Below are 17,873 nucleotides of genomic sequence, written 5' to 3'. Positions count from 1 at the left end.
TCAATGGTGGCCAGCCCCTCGGGAGATCTTCGTTCGGCTGGCGGGTCTACGCACTGAGCCTTCACCGGCAAGGTCGCGGTAACCGTGGATCCTCAACGAAGCAGTGCACAATGTCATCATGGGGTGGAACACGTCAGCTTTGTTCGCGCGCGGAGAAGACCCGCTTGCACTTCTGTCGGCGACCGCGACCGCCACGGGCGCGCTGGCTACCTCCGAGGAGGCGACCAGCGGGCTCGCTCACGACGTTGTCTTTGTCGCCAGAGATCAAGAGTGGCAACAACTCTGGGACCCGGAGATGCTGCACGTCGTCGATGCCAGACCCGGGCGCAACACCCTGACCGTCTTCTTTTCCAGCGTATCGAGCACTACGGATTCACCCTCGTCAACGAGGGCGTGAAAGTCCGGCGCGCCGTCTACACCAACGGCGAGCTCACCGTCGATGACGGCGAGCCGCTGTCGATCGAGGCCAACATTCCCGACCCAGGCTCGGACGAAAACTGGGTGTGGGCGATCATTGAGCATGTCACCGGGACCGGCTACAACGGCAATCGCACGTTCCAGGTTTACACCTGCCCCTGGTGACAAGCACTCGCTGACGCAGAAAGCTTGGTCCAAGAGGGGCTACCACTGAACCCGATCTATCCAGGAGTCGGTGCAATGCTCTGACCTGTGGCGCGGTCCGCCTGCGCTCACTGGTCAAGGACTCGGCAATCCCACCTCGGCCAAGCCCAGCACCGAATGACGACCACGGCGGCCCGGCGGCATCCCCGCCAGAGTGAGCCGTGGTTGCCGAAGAGCTCGCCGCGCACCTCACCGCGGTCGGACCCGTCGAGTTCGAGCTTCCCGACATCACCACGGGGGAGCGGCTGACTCGTTCGGTGGCGTTCCTGTTCACGTCGTCGCGGGGGAAGCTGCTGGCTGACACCTACTGGTCGGAGTTGTGGGCGGACTGGCGCGAGGCGGCCGGCTGGCCGAAGGAAGGGACCTTCCACTCTCTGCGCCACTTCTTCGCTACCACGCTGATGAGTAACGGCGTGGAGCCTCAGGAGGTGCAGAAGGCGCTGCGGCACGCCAACCTGCGGATCACGTTGGAGACCTACGTCCACTGGATGCCGAAGAAGGACCGGCCGCGGGGCCTGGTCGGTGGCCTCCTGCGAGACGCAGACAGCACGCGGCGGGATCCTCGCGCGGACCAAGATCGGAGTTGAGTTGTGCCCTGGTTGTGCCCGGTGATCTTGGTCCGACGTTCTCGCAGCTCAGGGGCGGTTTGTGGTGGGCCGCCAGGGACTCGAACCCTGAACCTATGGATTAAAAGTCCACAGCTCTGCCATTGAGCTAGCGGCCCGCGCGCTCAGATTACCGGACGGCGGCCGGTCGCGGCTTTCGGCTTTCGCGCCGCCGTTGACACCGGCAGCTCGGGGCCGCCGGGCAAACCTCGCCGCCGGAGCGCCCGCCGTCGAGGGACGGGCATCTCCGGGCGTACGCAGGCGGTCAGGCCCGCCGGGCGGTGGGGGCGAGGAACGCGCGCCAGGCCGTGGGGGCGAAGGTCAGGGCCGGGCCGGTCGGGTCCTTCGAGTCGCGGACGGCGACCACGCCGGGCAGGTTGTCGGCCACCTCGACGCAGTTCCCGCCGCTGGTCCCGCTCCGGGTGGACTTCCGCCACAAGGCGCCAGTTAGATCCATGGACTCACTACTTCCTTGATCAGGTTGAGGGACTGCCGCCTCGGCAGCGCCTCGGTGCGGACGCTTTCCCATCGATCGAAGAGCGTATCCAGCTTTTCCGGTCGATCTACGACGTCTCCGCCGAGCTGGTTTTCCAAGTGCCCCACCCAACTTCCGCCGGCCAGGCGTGCCAGCGACAGCGGGCCCGAGAGCCCCGCGTGTAGCCCGACGTCAGCCGGGACGACATGCACGCTGATGTGCGGTCGCTCCGCGCAGGCTAGTAGGTGCGTCAACTGCTCAGCCATCACTTTCTCGCTGCCCTCACCGGCGCGCCGGATCGCCTGTTCGTCTACCACGACGACGAGTTGTGGCGGCGGCTCGCGCGTCAGGATCACCTGTCGCTCGACTCGCGCCATCACCCGCCGTTCGATCTCGTCATCGCTGAGTCGGGGATCGAGCCGAAGCACCGCGCGGGCATAGGCGTCCGTCTGGAGCAGACCTGGGATCAGGTTCGGCTCGAAGTAGCGGAGTTGGGTGGCCGTGCGTTCGGCGTCGAGCCAGGGCAGGAACCAGGACGGGGCGCCGAGGCTGGCGACGAGCCGTTCGAACAGTCCGCCGGTTCTGAGGGCCCGGTCGGCGCCCTTGATGAAGTCGATCGTCAGCGCCCGGGTGCCGCCTTCGACGGCGCTGACGTGCGACGCGCTGAAGCCAGCGCCCCGGCCGAACGTCTCCTGCGTCATGCCGGCGCCGCCCCGGGCGCGACGGATCTCGCCCAGGATGAAGGCGGCGAGCGGACTCGGCACGTCGGCCATTCAGGGCCTCCCAGTTTGAAGATCGACTACCCATGAAGCCACCCGTCGGGCAAGGGCTCGGCCAGCCCGACCCGGCCACCTCCGGAGCCTTCCGAGCGTAGTCGCCTCCACAGCAGAGTGTCATCAGCGAGGGCTGTCCGTGGAGCGTTGGCCGGGGGTGGTTCTCGCGGGGGCCGCCCTCGGGCAAGCGGCCGTCGGCGGCCCCCTTCCATCGGCAAGCAGGCGGACGGGCGGGAGGAAGGCGTGACAGTCGACAGGCCAAGTGAAGAGCGCACGATCGCGCCGGGCAAGGTCATCCGCGTCCCGGAGGACTCCTACCAGTTCGGCACCGGGGCGCTCGCGATGTATGCCACTGAGGTCCTCGACCGGAGCCAGTTCCAGGTGCGGGGTGGGTCGAGCCGCGTGGCCGAGGGCTGAACCCGGACAGCACGCTCCGGCCACGCGAGCGGTACGCCTCCGTCCGGGTGGACCGGGCGACGTCGTCAAGGTGCCGTCGCGGTGACCCGGCGCCGTGAGCATGTGCCGTCCCGCCCCACCTGGCGTTGTACGGCCTGCGGGATCGCCTGGCCCTGCTCGGCGGCGAAGCTGCGCCTGCTCGGCGAGTACCGAACCGACCGGATCGCCCTGCTGCTCCACCTCGCCACCCTCCAGGCCGAGGCCGCCGCCCAACTCGCTCAACTCGCCGAACTGGACGCCTCCCGCCCCCGCGCCGACCTGACCCACCGCTTCACCACCTGGGCGCCCCCGCCCTCCCGCCCCCGTCAACCCGCCCCTCGCCCTCCCGCCCTCCCGCCCAGCGCCCTTCCCGCCCCCGCCCCTGGCCCCCGCCCCTGGCCCCCGCCCTCGTCGGCCCAGCGTCGTCGATCATGCAGTTATGGCCCGGGCAAAAAGTGCGAGTGGCACATCTTGAGGGCCACAACTCCATGATCGACGCTGACGCTGACGCTGACGCTGACGCTGACGCTGACGCTGACGCTGACGCTGACGCTGACGCTGACGCCGGAGCGGGTGGAGGGGCGGGTGGAGGGGCGGGTGGAGGGGCGGGCCGAGGGGGTGGTGGACGGGTGCTTATGGGGGTGAGTGGGTTGGCCATGGGCGGGGGGATCGCGGGGCGGTTGACTGGTGGGGACGACAACGGGGGAGGACCACCTTGACCGAGACGATCCGTACCGCCGCCCTGGCCGGGGCGACCCTGACCAGCGGGCTGGTGGCGGGGCTGTTCTTCGCGTTCACCTGCGCGGTCATGCCGGGCCTGGCCGCGACCGACGACCGGACGCTGGTCGGCACGATGCAGTCGATCAACCGGAAGATCCTCAACGGCTGGTTCCTGGGTGCCTTCCTCGGCGCGCTGCTGCTGCTCGCCGTGACCGCCGCGGCGCACCTCACCCGGGGCGGGCCGGTCCTGCTCTGGACCGTCGCCGCGCTGGCCTGCTATCTGGTCACCCTGGGCGTCACCATCCGCCTCAACGTGCCGCTCAACGACCGGTTGGAGGCGGCCGGCCCGGTGGACCGGATCGCCGACCTGGCCGACGTGCGGCTCTGGTTCGAGGCGGCCTGGGTGCGCTGGAACCTCGTCCGCACGCTCTCCTCGGTGGCCGCCTTCGCCTGCCTGATCGCGGCCCTGCTGACCCGGCGGGGCTGAGCATCGCCGCGCTAAGAGAGCCGCGCCGTCGCCATCACCGGCGCGGTGACCGACGTCGCCACCACCGGCGCGGCAGGCATGGGCGGGTGGGCGTGGGGGAACCGGGCCCGTATGAGGATGAGCAGCACCCCGGCCGTGGCGGCCTCCGGCGAGGAGACGGGGCCGGACGGCGTACGGGATCCGGCCGGAGAGGTGCACGCCTGGCTGCCCGGGCAGAACCAGACCGTCTGCGGGCTCCCGCTCAGCCGGACCCGGCTGCGCCGGTTTCCGCATGTGCGGTTCGAGTACGCCTCCACGGACGTACTCACCGAGGCGGACCCGGTCGGCCGGATCTGCCCACGCTGCCTGGCCGCCTCGGACGGCCGGCGCCGGGGCGGGAAGCAGAGCTGGGTCCGTGACTCGCCCCGGCCCCGACGGCGGCGAGCGGCAGCGCGATTGACTCGTGGCTGACCGGGTACGGACCGGGGCATGCGGATCGTGGTGGTGGGGGCGACCGGCAACGCGGGCACCGCCCTGTTGCGCCGGCTGCGGCGGGAACGTGGACTGGACCTCGCCGGGGTGGTGCGGCGGTTGCCCGGGCCGGACTGCGGCGAGCCGTACGACCAGGTGGAGTGGCACTCCTGCGACATCGGACTGCCCGGGGCGGCCGGCCAGCTCGCCGAGGTCTTCGCCGGGGCCGATGCGGTGGTGCACCTGGCCTGGCAGATCCAGCCCAGCCACGACCAGCGGGTGCTGTACCGGACCAACGTCGGCGGCAGCACGGCCGTGATCGACGCGGTGGTCCGCGCCAAGGTGCCGGCTCTCGTGTACGCGTCGTCGGTCGGCACCTATGCGTCCGGCCCGAAGGACCGCCCGGTCTCCGAGCGCTGGCCGGCGACGGGGGTGCCCGGTTCGTCGTACAGCCGGGACAAGGCTGAGGTGGAGGCGCTGCTCGACCGCGCCGAGCGGGAGCATCCCGGGCTGCGGGTGGTGCGGCTGCGGCCCGGACTGAACTTCCAGCGGGCGGCGGCCACCGAGATCACCCGTTACTTTCTCGGCCCGTTCGCGCCTGTCCGGCTGCTCCGCTTCGGCCGGATCCCGCTGGTGCCGACGAATCCTCGGCTGCGGATGCAGGCGGTGCACACCGACGATGTCGCCGACGCGTACGCCCGGGCGGTTCTGGGTGACGCGCGCGGCGCGTTCAACGTCGCCGCGGACCCGGTGCTGACTCCGGAGCTGGTGGCCCGGCACTTCCACGGCTGGACGGTGCCCGTGGCCGCCCCGGTGCTGCGCGCCGCCGCCGCGCTGACCTGGCGGGCGCGGCTGCAACCGGTCGACGCCGGCTGGGTGGAGTTGGCGCTGCACGCCCCGCTGATGTCGAGCGAGCGCGCCGAGACGGAGTTGGGCTGGCACCCGCGCCACGACGCGGTGAGCGCGTTGAAGGAACTCTTCGCCGGCATGGCCGAGGGTGCGCACACCGCCAGCCCACCGATGTCGGCGGCCACCGACCGCCCCGGCCGGCCGGCGGCCCTGCTACGCGGTCGCCCTGCCGGCCACGGCAACCCCAACTAACCCCCCACCCACCCGCCACCGCTCGGGTTGATCAAGAGGTTTGTGTCCTGGATCGGCACCACGGAGAACGCAAACCTCTTGATCAACGAGGCGATCGAGGGGTGGGGGATTAGAAGTCGGCGAAGAGGTAGGGGAGTTGGCGCGGGAAGAGGCGGCGCAGCTCCGTCGCGGCGTCCGTCGACATGGTGCCCAGCCCTCGCAGGCCCACCTCCACCGGGTCCAGCACCCCGTACGCCAGGGCGGAGATGCCGGCGGCGGTCAGCGTGGCGGTCGGCGGCGAGCCGGCGGTGGCGGCGGCGCCGGTGACCAGCTCCAGCGTGCCGGTCGTGCCGTCCAGCAGGCACGACCCGGCCAGCCAGCGGTCGCCGGTCAGCTCCACCCGCACCCGACCCGGCCCGACGGGCAGCCCCGCCAACGCGTCGACGGACAGCAGCCGGGCCATCGGCGCGGCGGCGTTCGGTCGGGCCACCCGTGCCTCGACGTGCACGGCCAGGTCGGTCAGCCACAGCTCCGGCAGCTCGTCGGCGGGGAGCTGGAGGGTCACCCGCTCCACCTGGTCGACGTGCCGGGCGAAGAACTGCAACAGCAGCGTCCGGGCGACCGGGTCGCCGGCGAGCAGGTCGCCGGCGGCCAGCGTGCCGCCGTGGTCGTCGATCCGGTAGATCACCGCGCCGGTGACCGTGCCGCCGGAGCGGGCCGTCAGCAGCCAGTGCTCGTCGCGGTCGCGCAGCCCCACGTCCCGGTAGCCGGGGAAGATCGCGAAGCCGTGCCGCTCACCCAGACACCGTTCGGTGAACGTGCGCCAGTCCTGGTAGCCCCCGCCGATCCGCTCCCAGCGCACCTCGCCCGGCAGGTCGGCGCGGAGCAGCCCGTCCAGGTCGGCCGGCGAGAACGTGACGGTACGCGGCGCCGGCAGCCCCACGTAGCCGAACCGGGCGTAGAACGACGGCCGGAACGGGTACAGCGCGCTCAGCTGGTGCCCCTCGTCGCGCATCTCGTCGAGCAGTTGGTGCAGCAGGCCACGTACGTGCCCCTGCCGGCGGGCCAGCGGGTGGGTGGCCACCCCGGCGACGCCGGCCATCGGCAGCACCTCGCCGCGCACGTTCTGCCGCATCGGGATCGCCGAGGCGGCGGCCAGCGTGACGCCGTTCTCCTCGACGACCAGCGTCCGGTTGCCCTCGTTGTAGGGCAGGTAGTCGCGGAACTCCTCCGCCCGGGCCGCGCTGCGCGGCGACGTCTCGAACGCGTACGCCTGGAGCGGGAAGCTGGTGGTCAGTCGTTCCTCGGCGTTCACCCGGCGGATGGTCATCCGCCCATCCCATCCCGGCCCGGCGGTCCCCGCAACCGTAATCGCCGGTCGACGGGCCGGTGCTCACCGCTTCAGACGGCGACGACGTCGGAGACCACGACGGTCACGTTGTCCGGCGCGCCGGCCTGGTGGGCGAGCTTGACGAGTTGCTCGCCGCACTGGTGGCGGTCGCCGTACGTGCTCAGCGCGGCAGCGATCGTGCCGTCCTCGACGTAGTCGGAGAGCCCGTCGCTGCACAGCAGCAGCCGGTCGCCCGCGACGACCGTGAGCACCCCGACCGCCGGGGGCGTGTCCGACCCCTGCACCGCCCGGGTCACCAGGGACCGCTGTGGGTGGTGCCGCGCCTGCTCGGGCGAGAGCGTCCCCTGGTCGACCAGCGCCTGGACGAAGGTGTCGTCGCGGGTGAGCTGGGTCAGTTCCCCGTCGCGCAGCAGGTAGCAGCGGGAGTCACCCACCTGGGCCAGCACCAGCGCGTCCCCGGCGAGCAGGGCGGCGGTCAGCGTCGTACCCATGCCGTCGCGCGCCGGGTCGACGGTTATGGCGGCGTGGATGCGCCGGTTGGCGGTGCTCACCACGGCCCGCAGCGCCCCGGCCGCCTCGTCGGGGTTGGTCGGCGGGCTCAGCTCGTCCAGGATGCGGATGACGATCTCACTCGCCACCTCGCCTGCGGGCAGGCCGCCCATGCCGTCCGCGACCGCGACAAGGCGGTCACCGGCAAGGGCGGAGTCCTCGTTGTTGGTGCGGACCAGGCCGATGTCGTTGAGGATGGCCGAGCGGAGGATCAGCGTCATGGGGTCAAGCTTGCCAAGAACACCCTCCCGCCGTCTCTACGCACTACTGCGTAGGGTTGGGGAATGATGCCGGTGTCCATGGTCGGGCGCGCCGGTGAGCTGGCCGAGCTCGACCGGGCGTGGTCCACCGTGGTCACGTCCCGGCGGCCCGCGTTGACCGTCGCGGTGATCACCGGTGCCGCCGGGGTGGGCAAGTCTTTGCTGGTCGCGGCAGCCCTGGAGGCGTTCGCCCCCCGGCCGGCGGTGGTGCTCTCCGGCGCCGCCCGGGTGCACAGCCCCGCCCCGTACGACTGGTTGGCCGCCGTTCTCACGGGTCGGGACACGAGCCGGCTCGATCTGCCGCGCGACGCGCTGGCCTGGCTCGCCCAGCAGCCGACCGCGCCGCGTGAGCGCTACCCGCCGGGCACCCTGCTGCGGCTCGCGGTGCGGGTCGTCCGGCTGCTGGTCGCTGCCGGCCCGGCCGTGCTGGTGGTGGAGGATCTGCACGCCCTCGACCCGGCCAGCCTCAACCTGGTCGGCGAGCTGGCGACCGCCGGTGACCTGCCGGCGCTGCTGGTGGTGGCCAGTCGGCCCGCCGAGGACGCGGTCGCGCCGGACCTCGCGGTCCGTGCCCTGGCCCGGCTCTGCGGCGTCCGCGGCGCCGTCCGCCAACACCTCGGACCGCTGCTTCCGGCCGAGGTCGCCGAGGTGCTGACCCAGGTGTACGCGGACCCACGCCCGTCCGGCCGGCTGGTGCGCGCCGTCTGGCAGCGCACCGGCGGCAACCCGTACGCGCTGACCGAGCTGCTCGCAGCGCACGCCGGCCGGGGGCCCGAGGCGTTGCTCCGTCCGCCGCCCGCTCCGCGTCCGCCGGCAGCGCGGCCCGCAGCTTCAGTTCAGGGGGCGGTGCCGCAGCGACCGGCCGACCCGGTCGACGCCGAGCTGACCGGGCGGGAGATCGAGGTGCTGGGCTGCCTGGTCGCCGGGATGTCCAACAAGCAGGCGGCGCGGGCTCTCGGCATCTCGGTGCGTACGGTCACCGTGCACGTGTCCAACCTGCTGCGCAAGACCGGGTCGGCGTCGCGTACCGAGGCGGCGATCTGGGCCGTGCGGCGGCGACTGCCGGTGTCGGCCCCGGCCGACGGCTGACCCAGGTCGACGGGCGGCCCCGGTCGACGGCTGGCCCTGGTTGACGGCTGGCCCCGGTCGGTGGCTGGCCCCGGTCGACGGGGCGGCCCGTCGGGGTGCCGTCGTCGGTGGGTTCAGCGGCGGGGGTAGCGGAGCAGCAGGCTGGCGGCGGCCTCCTCGTCGCCGACGGCGGCGTACACGTGCGGCACGTCGGACGTCCAGCGCAGGTGCCCGCCGGCGGCGGCGGTCAGTGGGGCGTCGACCGGGCCGGCGCGCAGCACGCCCGCGAAGACGGTGATGTGCTCGGTGACGCCCCGCTGGTGGGCGGGGGAGAGCTGCTCCGGGCCGGGCGCGACCAGCATCCGGTACAGCTCGTAGGTGGCGTCGGTGTCCTCGAAGACCTCCAGCAGGATGGCGCTGACCGCGGCGCCGCGGACGGTCGGCCCGCAGGCCGGGCCGGAGAGCACGGCCGTCAGCGGTACGCCGAGCTGCGCGGTGATCGCGTAGAGCGTCTCCAGGGTCGGGTTGCGGGTGCCGTTCTCCAGTCCGGAGAGGGTCGCCTTGCCCACCCCGGCGAGCCGGGCCAGGGCCGACAGCGACAGGCCCCGCTCCCCCCGCAGGGCGCGAATCCGCCGCCCGACGTCCTCGGCGCCCGGATCGGCGCCCGGGTCGGGGGCCGTTCGGTGGATTGGTGGCGTCAGCGGCACCCCGCTATCGTGCTACACGTTTCCATGTTCCGTAAACGGAACGGAGCGGGCGGGGGCGGGGGATGGCGGGACGGTCGCAACCGGTGCTGGCGGGTGTGGTGACCGCGCTGGTCGGGTTCGCCAGTTCGTTCACCGTGGTGCTGGCCGGCCTGCGTGCCGTCGGCGCCTCGGACGCACAGGCCGCTTCCGGGCTGCTCGTGGTGTGCATGGCCGCCGGGGTCTCCGCCGTCTGGCTGGGCCTTCGGCACCGCATCCCGATGAGCATCGCCTGGTCCACCCCCGGCGCGGCGCTGCTGGTCGCCACCGGCGCGGTGCCGGGCGGATGGCCCGTCGCCGTCGGGGCGTTCCTCGTCTCGGGCGTGCTGATCGTGGCCGCCGGGCTGTTCCCCGTGCTCGGGCGGGCCGTCGCGGCGATCCCCCGGCCGATCGCGGGCGCGATGCTCGCCGGGGTGCTGCTGCCGCTCTGCACCGCCCCCGTCCGCGCGTTGGTCGAGGTGCCCCGGCTGGCCGTCCCCGTGGTGCTGGCCTGGCTGCTGCTGCACCGCTTCGCCCGGCGCTGGGCGGTACCGGGCGCGCTGGTCGTCGCGGTGGCGGCGATCGCGCTGACCACCCCGGTCACCGGCCTCGGCGGCGCCCGGCTGCTGCCCGCGGTGGAGCTCACCACCCCGGCCTGGAACGTCTCCGCCCTGATCGGCCTGGCGTTGCCGCTTTTCCTGGTCACCATGGCCGCGCAGAACGTCCCCGGGATGGCGGTGCTGGTCGGCTACGGCTACCGGCCGCCCTTCGGCGCCGCGCTGCGGGCCACCGGGCTGACCACCGTGGTCGCCGCCCCCGCCGGCGGGCACGCGGTCAACCTCGCCGCGATCACCGCCGCGCTGGCGGCCGGCCCGGACGCCCACCCGGACCCGGACCGTCGCTGGATCGCCTCGGTCACCGCCGGGATCGGGCTGGCCCTGCTGGGGCTGGGCGCCGGGGCGGCCACCGCTTTGGTCGCGCTCGCCCCGCCGGTGCTGATCGAGGCGGTCGCCGGGCTGGCGCTGCTCGGCGCGCTGGCCACCGCGCTCACCTCGGCGCTGGCGGAGCCGGCGGCCCGCGAGGCCGCGGTGGTCACCTTCGTGGTCACCGCCTCCGGGGTGACCCTGGTCGGCGTGGGCGGCGCGTTCTGGGGCCTGGTCGCCGGCGCGGTGATGCTCCTGCTCTTCCGCCACCGCTCCGCCGAGCCGACCGCGCCGGGGCCGGGGCCGACGGCCGAACCCGCGACCGAACCCGCGACCGTGACTGCGGCCGAACCCGCGACCGTGACCGAACCCGCGGCCGTAACCGTGACCGCGCCGCCATTGCCGGCTTCGCCCGGGCCGGATTCCGTCGCGGTCGCCTCGTCGCCGAGCGGTGGCCGGGCCAGCGGCACCTGACCGTCCACGCGCTGTCGAGCTGAGTCGTTTACGACATCACGGCTCCGCCACGGCCGGCCACCGGCATCGGTACCGCTCGGCAGCCGTCCAGGGGCGGCAGCGCGGCGTAGGTGTCGGCAGGGCCCCCGGCGGCCTGCGGGAGTTGAATCGCCTACGACATCAGCTCGACAGCGTGCGGCGGGTATGCCCGGTGCGGTGCCAGCGCTGTGCCGTGCGACCTGACCCCGACCGGGCACGCCCAACCGCTGGGTGGGCACCCGGCGGTGGCAGGACGTCGCTCACTCCTCGGGCGGCAGGTCCCGGGCCGGGACGTCGAGGCGTACCTGGCCGTCGGTGACGGCGTCGATCTGCTCGGCGAGCACGTAGACCGCGCCGGCGCGGACGAGATCGGTGGAGACCTTGAGGTAGCCGCTGTGCAGCAGCCGGGCCGCCAGGTCGGCGGGCACGTCCGGTTCCTCGACCGCCGTCGACTCGATCAGTTCGTCCAGGCTGCTGCCCGGGTCGGCGGTCGGCGCCTGCACGGTCACCGCGTTCGGGTCGCCCCGCTGGACGAGGTCGACGGTGCCGACCTCGGTGCCGTCGACGTCGATCACCCGCATGCCCGTGTTGACCCGGGAAACTGTCGCCTCGATGCCCTGCTGCTCCATCCTGGCGCGGTTCCCGGCCCCCGCTCCGGCTAAACCATCGTCGAGATCTTGGACAGTTGTCGTTCGGCCCGAACGGCAACTGTCCAGGATCTCGTGGTGGCTGTGCGTCAGGACTCCGGGGACCAGGCGCTGGGCGGGCGCGGGGAGAGCTCACGCCAGGTGTCGGTGCCCTGGAGCAGCGCCCGGACCGTCTCCTCGGCCTCCTCGGCGGTGTCGTGCTCATAGAACCGGGAGACACCCTCGGAGCCGCCGGCGCGCTGCTCGACGTGCCACCGGTCGGCGTCCACCCGGAGGAAGACGTCGCGCCGGGCCAGCCGGCCCCATTTCCCGTTCCACCAGTGCTTCCGCTGCTCCATGGCGGGGACTCTATCGAACATGCGTACGAAAAAAGGCGGCCCCTGCGGGAATCCCGCAGGGGCTGATGTGCGTGCGCCGGGTTCAGTGTCGGGTGGGCGGTTCCTCCCGGCGGCCGAGTACGTCGTCGAGCGCGCCGCGCTGTTGACCGGGGGTGGTGTGGCCGGCGGCGACCAGGGCGTCCCGGATCTCGGTGAGCAGCTTGACCTCCTCGCTCGGCGCATTCGGCGGCGGCTCCTCGCCCCGCTTGCGCCGCTCCGCCAGCTTGTTCATCGGGAAAACCACGAGGAAGTAGAGGGCCGCCGCGGTGAGCAGGAAGGTGATCAGCGCGTTGATGAAGCTGATCCAGTCGAACTCGACACCACGGATCTTCCACGCGGCTCCTGCGAGCCCGTTGCTCTTGCCGGTGAGCAGCAGAACGAAGAGCCCGATCAGCGGTTTGAGGAACGCGTTGGTCAGCGTGGTGACCACCGACGTGAACGCGGCGCCGATGACGACACCGACCGCCAGGTCGACGACGTTGCCGCGCATGATGAAGTCTTTGAAGCCCTTGAGCATCCGTACTCCCGAGGTGTCCGGTCTTCCGTCCGGCACAACCTATGCCCCGGGCGGGGGCTCCAGAAAAGCGCCGGCCTCGATCGCCGCCCGGCCCGGGTCGCCGGCCCGGATCGCCTCGACCAGCCGGGAGTGGTCGACGTAGCGCTCCGGCTCCAGCGCGTCGCCCATCGACTGGGCGACCGTACTGCGCAGCGCGGTGCCGACCGAGGCGTACAGCTCGGCGAGCATGCCGTTGTGCGCTGCCGCGACCACGGCGGTGTGCAGCGCCGCGTCGGTCTCCACGAACTCGTCGACCCGGCCGCCGCGCCAGGCCGCCTCGCGGGCGGCGAGCGCGCCGTCGAGGGCGGCCAGGTCCTCGGTCGTACGCCTCAGCGCGGCGAGCCGGGCGGCCTCCACCTCGAAGGCGCGGCGCACCTCGATCACCTCGGCCATCCGGTCGGCGGTGAGCCGGCGGGCCACCACCGGGGCCAGCTCGTCGGTCGACACCACGTACGTCCCGGAGCCCTGCCGGCACTCCAGCACCCCGGCGTGCACCAGCGCCCGCACCGCCTCGCGGACCGTGTTGCGCCCCACACCGAGCGCGGCGACCAGTTGCGGCTCGGTGGGGATCCGCCCGCCGACCGGCCACTCGCCCCCGAGGATCCGCTCCCTGAGCTGCGCGATGGTCTGCCGTACCCGGTGCCCCCTGGGCGGCGCTGCGACGGAATCAACCGGCGGTGGCACTGGTTACATCACCTGCCTGGAATTCATCCCATGATTGTAGGTTCAGACGCATGACCCCGCCAACCACCGCCGTCCCGGCCGTCGACGCCGGCGCCCCGCCGTCCCCCGCCGCCCAGGCGCCGGGCGCGGGCACCCGGCCGGACGGCGTGCCCACCCCCACGCCGGCCGGCCCGGTCGCCGGTGGCCTGCTCGTGCTCGTCGGCATGCTGCTCGTCGCGCTGAACCTGCGGGCCGCCATCACCAGCCTGGGCGCCCTGCTCGACGAGGTGCGCGACGGCCTGGCCCTCTCCGGTGCGCTGGCCGGGTTCGTGACCACCCTGCCCGCGGTGGCCTTCGCCGTCTTCGGGGCGCTCACTCCCCGGCTGGTCCGCCGGCACTCCCCGGCCCGGGTGTTGGTGGTGGCGATGATCATCCTCGCCGCCGGGCAGCTCGTCCGCGTGGCCACGGGCTCCGCGCTGGTCTTCATCCTCGGCAGCGCCCTCGCGCTGGCCGGGATCGCGGTGGCGAACGTCCTACTCCCGCTCCTGGTCAAGCAGTATTTCCCGCACCGCATCGGGCTGGTCACCGGGGCGTACTCGATGACGTTGACGGTGGGGGCGACGGTGGCCGCCGCGGCGGCGGTGCCGGTGGCGCACCTGTTCGGCACCTGGCGGGCCGGGCTCGCCGTCTGGGCCGGGCTGGCCCTGGTGGCGTTGCTCCCGTGGGTGCCGCTGGCGCTGCGGGCGCGCGCGGCCCGGCGGGCGGCGCCCCCGGCGGCGGTGGTGCCCCGGCCCAGCCGGATCCGGCCCGGCCGGACCCGGCTCGGCTGGGCGATGGCGGTCTACTTCGGAACACAGTCGCTGGGCGCCTACGCGATCATGGGCTGGCTGGCCCAGCTCTTCCGCGACGCCGGCTACCGTCCCCAGGACGCCGGCCTACTGCTCGCCGGGGTGACGGCGCTGGGCGTGCCGATCGCGCTGCTGATGCCCACCCTCGCCGGCCGGCTGCGCACGCTGCACCCGCTGGTGCTGACGCTCTCCACCGCGATGGCGCTCGCCTACGTCGGGATGGCCGTCGCGCCGCACGACGGTGCGCTGCTCTGGGTGGTGCTGCTCGCGGTCGGGCAGAGCGCCTTCCCGATGATCCTGGCCACCATCGGGCTGCGCGCCCGGACCACGGAGGGAACGGTGGCGCTCTCCGCGTTCAGCCAGAGCGTCGGCTATCTCATCGCCGCCCTGGGGCCGCTGCTGGTGGGCATCCTCTACGGAACGACCGGCGGGTGGACCGTGCCGATCGGGTTCCTGCTGGTGGCGCTCGCCGTGCAGACCGGCGCGGGCATGGTGATCGCCCGTCCCCGCTACATCGAGGACGAGGTGTGAGGGGACCGTCAGGAGGTGGCCGGCGTGGGGTCGCCGGCCACGGCCTGGTCGACCGTCGGGTAGGTGTGCAGGACCTCGACGAGACCGCTCACCTCGAGGATGCGGAGCACGCCCCGCTGTGGGGCGGCCAGCCGCACCACGCCGCCGGCCTCGTCGCAGCTGTTCTTGGCGCGGACGAACACCGACAGGCCCGTGGAGTCGCAGAACGAGACGTTCGCCAGGTCGAAGACGAGCCGACTGCGGCCCTTGTCGAGCAGATCGGTGATCTGGTCCTGGAGCTGCGGTGCTGTGGCCATGTCAAGCTCGCCCGCGACCGACACGACGACCACGTCGCCGCGCTGTTCCGTGTGCACCGTCAAGGACATTCGCCAGACCTCCTGTTATCGGGGAAACGGTATCCCACGATCGGGGTGGTACGCAGAACGGGAGCCGGTATCCGGTGGCCATCCTCATTTGTTGCCATGCGGCAAATAGCGCTCCGGCCTCCGGTGATAGAGTCCGCCGTCCAGGTCGAAGGGGGTTTGCCATGGCGCTGAGCGCCGAGGAGAGCAACCGGCTAGCCGGTCTGCTGACCGGCCACGCCGAGCGGATCACGCAACACTGGACGGAGATCATCGCCGGGTCCCTACGCGGGCGACTCAGCCAGGGGGAGCTGCGCCGGCAGGTGCAGGAGCTGCACTCCAGCATGATCACTGCCGGTGGGCAGGGCGTCATCGATCTCGAATCCGAGCAGGCCACCGAGCTGCGCGCCGTGCTCTCGGAGCTGTCCCGGGGTCGCGCCCGGCAGGGCTTCTCCGCATCCGAGACCGCGATCAGTGTGTTCTCGCTCAAGGAGGTGCTGCTGGAGCTGATGGAGGCCGAGGGCGGCCCCCACACGCTCCGCGACTACGTCGCCTTCTCCGCGCTGATCGACCAGATGGGTCTGTTCACCTTCGAGAGCTTCGTACGCACCCGCGAGAGCCTCATCGCCGACCAGGCGGAGCAGCTGCTGGAGCTCTCCACCCCGGTGGTGAAGCTCTGGGAGGGCGTGGTCGCCGTGCCGCTGGTCGGCACCCTCGACTCGGCCCGGGCCCAGGTGGTGATGGAACGGCTGCTCCAGACGCTGGTCGACACCGGCTCGCCCTACGCGATCATCGACATCACCGGCGTACCGGCGGTGGACACCCAGGTCGCCCAGCACATCCTGAAGACCGTGGTGGCCGCCCGGCTGATGGGCGCCGACTGCATCATCTCCGGCATCCGGCCGCAGATCGCGCAGACCATCGTGGCCCTGGGCATCGAGTTCGGCGACATCGCCACCAAGGCCAGCCTCGCCGACGCGCTGCGACACGTCCTCCGGTCGACCGGAGCCGAGACCCGCCGCCAGCGCCGGGAGGCGTGATGGAGCGGGTGCCGATCCTCAAGATCGGCGACATCCTGCTGGTCTCCATCCAGGTCGACATGTCCGACCAGACGGCGGTGCAGCTCCAGGAGGACCTCGCGGAGCGGATCGTCGCCACCGGCTGCCACGGTGTGATCATCGACATCACCGCCCTGGACATCGTCGACTCCTTCGTCGGGCGGATGTTGTCGACCATCGCCTCGATCTCCAAGGTGCTCGACGCGGAGACGGTCGTCGTCGGGATGCGTCCCGCTGTCGCCATCACGCTGGTCGAGCTGGGCCTGTCGCTCAACGGCATCCGGACGGCGCTCAACGTCGAGCGGGGCATGGAGCTGATCGCGGCCCACACCGACGAGAGAGAGTTCGCGTTCGACGACGAGCCGGACACCGAGACGACGGCGTCGTCGTGACGGCGGGCGTCGACCTGGGCCAGCCGCAGGCGCAGGCGATCCGCAGCGACGAGGACGTGGTACGCGTCCGGCAGTTGGTGCGTACGGTGGCCGTGGGGGTCAAGCTCTCGCTGGTCGACCAGACCAAGGTGGTCACCGCGGCCAGCGAACTGGCCCGCAACACCCTGGTCTACGGCGGTGGCGGCATGGTCGAGGTGAGCACCGCGGACAACGGCCGGCGACGGGGCGTGCGCATCGTCTTCGCCGACTCCGGCCCGGGCATCGCCGACCTCGATCTGGCGCTGACCGACGGCTACACCACCGGCGGCGGGCTCGGCCTCGGGCTCAGCGGCGCACGCCGGCTGGTCGACGAGTTCGACATCCAGACCGCTGTCGGCGAGGGCACCCGGATCACGGTCACCAAGTGGTCCCGATGAACGACGACGCGGTCTCTGACCGCGGCGTCTGGTTCCGGGTGGAGAACGGCAGCTCGGCCAGCGCGGTGCGGCGGGCTGCCGAACGGCTCGGCGTCCAGCTCGACCTGGGCGACGCCCGCACCGCCGACCTGGCGATCGTCGCCGCCGAGCTGACCAGCAACCTGGTCAAGCACGCCGACCACGGCGTTCTGCTGCTGCGGCCGGTGCGGCGCGACGGGGAGGCCGGTGTGGAACTGGTCGCCCTCGACACCGGGCCGGGGATGGCCGACCTCACCGTCTCATCCCAGGATGGACACTCCACCGCCGGGACGCTCGGCATCGGCCTCGGCGCGATCGTCCGGCAGGCCAGCTGGTTCGACGGCTACTCCCGGCCGGAACGCGGCACCGTCCTCGCCGTACAGCTCTGGCCCGGCCGTGCGGTCGAGCGGGAACGGCCCTGGGTCGGCGCGCTCAGCCGGCCGCTGGCCGGGGAGTCGGTCAGCGGCGACGGGTACGCCTGGCGGATCGTCGACGGCCGGCGCCAGGTGCTGGTCTGCGACGGACTGGGGCACGGCCCGCTCGCCGCGGCAGCCACCGACGCCGCGCTCGACGCGTTCCGAAAGGCGCCGGCGGGGCCACCGTCGGTGGTCGTCCAGCACCTGCACCGTTCGATGTCGCACACCCGGGGCGCGGCGCTGGCCGTGGCCGAGCCGGATCCGTCGGCCGGGGTGCTGCGCTACTCGGGGCTGGGCAACATCTCCGCCGCCGTGGTCGGCGCGGACGGCAAGCGGCGGGGCCTGGTCTCGCTGCCTGGCATCGCCGGGCACCAGCGGCCCTCGGTCCGGGAGTACGACTACCCGTTCGAGGCCGGCGCCCTGCTGGTGATGCACAGTGACGGGGTGGTCGACCGCTGGCAGCTCGCCAACTATCCCGGTCTCGTCGACCGGTCGCCCCTGGTGGTGGCCGGGACGGTGCTGCGCGACGCCGGCACCCGTCGCGACGACGCCTGTGTCCTGGTCGTCCGGGGGTGGTCGTGACCGGGCCCGCCGGAACG

Annotated in this window: 24 protein-coding genes and 1 tRNA gene; 14 read left to right on the top strand and 11 right to left on the bottom strand. The window is 72.6% G+C overall.

Features of this window, described 5'->3' with window-relative positions; genetic code table 11:
- Positions 1-270: 270 nt before the first annotated feature.
- Together GA0070608_RS31930 and GA0070608_RS08400 are read left to right on the top strand one after the other, a co-directional pair.
- Entirely contained in the window at positions 271-582 is a 312-nt protein-coding gene (locus GA0070608_RS31930; protein ID WP_141719425.1) for a hypothetical protein, read from the top strand.
- A gap of 200 nt (positions 583-782) precedes the next feature.
- Complete coding sequence (locus tag GA0070608_RS08400) at positions 783-1,208, top strand: tyrosine-type recombinase/integrase (RefSeq protein ID WP_091624541.1); 426 nt, start codon at positions 783-785, stop codon at positions 1,206-1,208.
- 62 nt (positions 1,209-1,270) lie between these two features.
- Here GA0070608_RS08400 and GA0070608_RS08395 read toward each other — a convergent pair.
- The 3 genes from GA0070608_RS08395 to GA0070608_RS08385 all read right to left on the bottom strand — a co-directional run bounded on the left by GA0070608_RS08395 (position 1,271) and on the right by GA0070608_RS08385 (position 2,474).
- Positions 1,271-1,345: transfer RNA gene (locus GA0070608_RS08395), tRNA-Lys, on the bottom strand.
- 146 nt (positions 1,346-1,491) lie between these two features.
- On the bottom strand, positions 1,492-1,683 hold the full coding sequence (locus tag GA0070608_RS08390) for a DUF397 domain-containing protein (RefSeq protein WP_091624537.1): 192 nt from the start codon (positions 1,681-1,683) through the stop codon (positions 1,492-1,494).
- Complete coding sequence (locus GA0070608_RS08385; protein ID WP_091624533.1) at positions 1,674-2,474, bottom strand: helix-turn-helix domain-containing protein; 801 nt, start codon at positions 2,472-2,474, stop codon at positions 1,674-1,676. The genes GA0070608_RS08390 and GA0070608_RS08385 overlap by 10 nt, the downstream gene beginning before the upstream one ends.
- A gap of 243 nt (positions 2,475-2,717) precedes the next feature.
- On the opposite strand from GA0070608_RS08385, the gene GA0070608_RS32535 reads away from it, so the two are divergent.
- From GA0070608_RS32535 to GA0070608_RS08360, 5 genes are all read left to right on the top strand, one after another.
- Positions 2,718-2,891 (top strand): hypothetical protein, encoded by a 174-nt coding sequence (locus GA0070608_RS32535; RefSeq protein ID WP_176733665.1) that lies wholly within the window; start codon positions 2,718-2,720, stop codon positions 2,889-2,891.
- Between the two features lie 81 nt (positions 2,892-2,972).
- A complete protein-coding gene (locus GA0070608_RS33350) occupies positions 2,973-3,401 on the top strand; it encodes a hypothetical protein (protein WP_245715740.1) in 429 nt (142 codons plus the stop codon).
- Between the two features lie 223 nt (positions 3,402-3,624).
- Positions 3,625-4,116 carry an anthrone oxygenase family protein gene (locus GA0070608_RS08370; protein ID WP_091624526.1) on the top strand — a complete coding sequence of 164 codons (492 nt, stop codon included), beginning with the start codon at positions 3,625-3,627 and terminating at the stop codon, positions 4,114-4,116.
- 117 nt (positions 4,117-4,233) lie between these two features.
- Positions 4,234-4,566, top strand: a complete 333-nt coding sequence (locus tag GA0070608_RS08365) for a hypothetical protein (RefSeq protein WP_245715739.1) — start codon at positions 4,234-4,236, stop codon at positions 4,564-4,566.
- 18 nt (positions 4,567-4,584) lie between these two features.
- Entirely contained in the window at positions 4,585-5,667 is a 1,083-nt protein-coding gene (locus GA0070608_RS08360) for an NAD-dependent epimerase/dehydratase family protein (protein ID WP_091624522.1), read from the top strand.
- A 109-nt stretch (positions 5,668-5,776) separates the two neighbouring features.
- Here the strand turns inward: GA0070608_RS08360 and GA0070608_RS08355 are convergent, their stop codons facing one another.
- Both GA0070608_RS08355 and GA0070608_RS08350 read right to left on the bottom strand, forming a co-directional pair.
- On the bottom strand, positions 5,777-6,976 hold the full coding sequence (locus GA0070608_RS08355) for a GNAT family N-acetyltransferase (protein ID WP_091624520.1): 1,200 nt from the start codon (positions 6,974-6,976) through the stop codon (positions 5,777-5,779).
- 71 nt (positions 6,977-7,047) lie between these two features.
- Positions 7,048-7,767: a PP2C family protein-serine/threonine phosphatase gene (locus GA0070608_RS08350; protein ID WP_091624515.1), complete on the bottom strand. Its 720-nt coding sequence runs from the start codon at positions 7,765-7,767 to the stop codon at positions 7,048-7,050.
- 63 nt (positions 7,768-7,830) lie between these two features.
- Between GA0070608_RS08350 and GA0070608_RS08345 the strand changes: the two genes are divergently transcribed.
- Entirely contained in the window at positions 7,831-8,895 is a 1,065-nt protein-coding gene (locus GA0070608_RS08345) for a LuxR family transcriptional regulator (protein WP_091624510.1), read from the top strand.
- Between the two features lie 113 nt (positions 8,896-9,008).
- Here GA0070608_RS08345 and GA0070608_RS08340 read toward each other — a convergent pair whose 3' ends face one another.
- Positions 9,009-9,581 (bottom strand): XRE family transcriptional regulator, encoded by a 573-nt coding sequence (locus GA0070608_RS08340; RefSeq protein ID WP_245715738.1) that lies wholly within the window; start codon positions 9,579-9,581, stop codon positions 9,009-9,011.
- A gap of 62 nt (positions 9,582-9,643) precedes the next feature.
- Between GA0070608_RS08340 and GA0070608_RS08335 the strand changes: the two genes are divergently transcribed.
- Positions 9,644-10,993: a benzoate/H(+) symporter BenE family transporter gene (locus GA0070608_RS08335; RefSeq protein ID WP_091624506.1), complete on the top strand. Its 1,350-nt coding sequence runs from the start codon at positions 9,644-9,646 to the stop codon at positions 10,991-10,993.
- A gap of 278 nt (positions 10,994-11,271) precedes the next feature.
- Here the strand turns inward: GA0070608_RS08335 and GA0070608_RS08330 are convergent, their stop codons facing one another.
- The 4 genes from GA0070608_RS08330 to GA0070608_RS08315 form a co-directional block, all read right to left on the bottom strand.
- Positions 11,272-11,640 (bottom strand): hypothetical protein, encoded by a 369-nt coding sequence (locus GA0070608_RS08330; protein WP_091624503.1) that lies wholly within the window; start codon positions 11,638-11,640, stop codon positions 11,272-11,274.
- 107 nt (positions 11,641-11,747) lie between these two features.
- On the bottom strand, positions 11,748-11,996 hold the full coding sequence (locus GA0070608_RS08325) for a hypothetical protein (RefSeq protein WP_091624499.1): 249 nt from the start codon (positions 11,994-11,996) through the stop codon (positions 11,748-11,750).
- Between the two features lie 82 nt (positions 11,997-12,078).
- Positions 12,079-12,552: a large conductance mechanosensitive channel protein MscL gene (gene mscL / locus GA0070608_RS08320; RefSeq protein ID WP_091624496.1), complete on the bottom strand. Its 474-nt coding sequence runs from the start codon at positions 12,550-12,552 to the stop codon at positions 12,079-12,081.
- Positions 12,553-12,591: 39 nt separating this feature from the next.
- Entirely contained in the window at positions 12,592-13,275 is a 684-nt protein-coding gene (locus GA0070608_RS08315) for a FadR/GntR family transcriptional regulator (RefSeq protein ID WP_091624494.1), read from the bottom strand.
- Positions 13,276-13,325: 50 nt separating this feature from the next.
- Between GA0070608_RS08315 and GA0070608_RS08310 the strand changes: the two genes are divergently transcribed.
- Complete coding sequence (locus tag GA0070608_RS08310) at positions 13,326-14,633, top strand: MFS transporter (protein ID WP_091624492.1); 1,308 nt, start codon at positions 13,326-13,328, stop codon at positions 14,631-14,633.
- Positions 14,634-14,641: 8 nt separating this feature from the next.
- Here GA0070608_RS08310 and GA0070608_RS08305 read toward each other — a convergent pair whose 3' ends face one another.
- Entirely contained in the window at positions 14,642-14,998 is a 357-nt protein-coding gene (locus GA0070608_RS08305) for an STAS domain-containing protein (RefSeq protein WP_091624489.1), read from the bottom strand.
- A gap of 161 nt (positions 14,999-15,159) precedes the next feature.
- Between GA0070608_RS08305 and GA0070608_RS08300 the strand changes: the two genes are divergently transcribed.
- The 4 genes from GA0070608_RS08300 to GA0070608_RS08285 are packed head-to-tail and all read left to right on the top strand — an operon-like array spanning position 15,160 to position 17,856.
- A complete protein-coding gene (locus tag GA0070608_RS08300) occupies positions 15,160-16,014 on the top strand; it encodes an STAS domain-containing protein (RefSeq protein ID WP_091624486.1) in 855 nt (284 codons plus the stop codon).
- Positions 16,014-16,424, top strand: coding sequence for an STAS domain-containing protein (locus GA0070608_RS08295; protein WP_091624481.1), 411 nt, complete (start codon positions 16,014-16,016; stop codon positions 16,422-16,424). Before GA0070608_RS08300 ends, GA0070608_RS08295 begins: the two co-directional genes overlap by 1 nt.
- Complete coding sequence (locus GA0070608_RS08290; RefSeq protein WP_091624476.1) at positions 16,421-16,840, top strand: ATP-binding protein; 420 nt, start codon at positions 16,421-16,423, stop codon at positions 16,838-16,840. The genes GA0070608_RS08295 and GA0070608_RS08290 overlap by 4 nt, the downstream gene beginning before the upstream one ends.
- Positions 16,837-17,856 (top strand): SpoIIE family protein phosphatase, encoded by a 1,020-nt coding sequence (locus GA0070608_RS08285; RefSeq protein ID WP_091634620.1) that lies wholly within the window; start codon positions 16,837-16,839, stop codon positions 17,854-17,856. The genes GA0070608_RS08290 and GA0070608_RS08285 overlap by 4 nt, the downstream gene beginning before the upstream one ends.
- The last annotated feature ends 17 nt before the right edge of the window (positions 17,857-17,873 follow it).

This window comes from Micromonospora peucetia (genome assembly GCF_900091625.1).
Lineage (GTDB): Bacteria > Actinomycetota > Actinomycetes > Mycobacteriales > Micromonosporaceae > Micromonospora > Micromonospora peucetia.
This window is presented reverse-complemented; position numbering and strand designations above follow the sequence as displayed.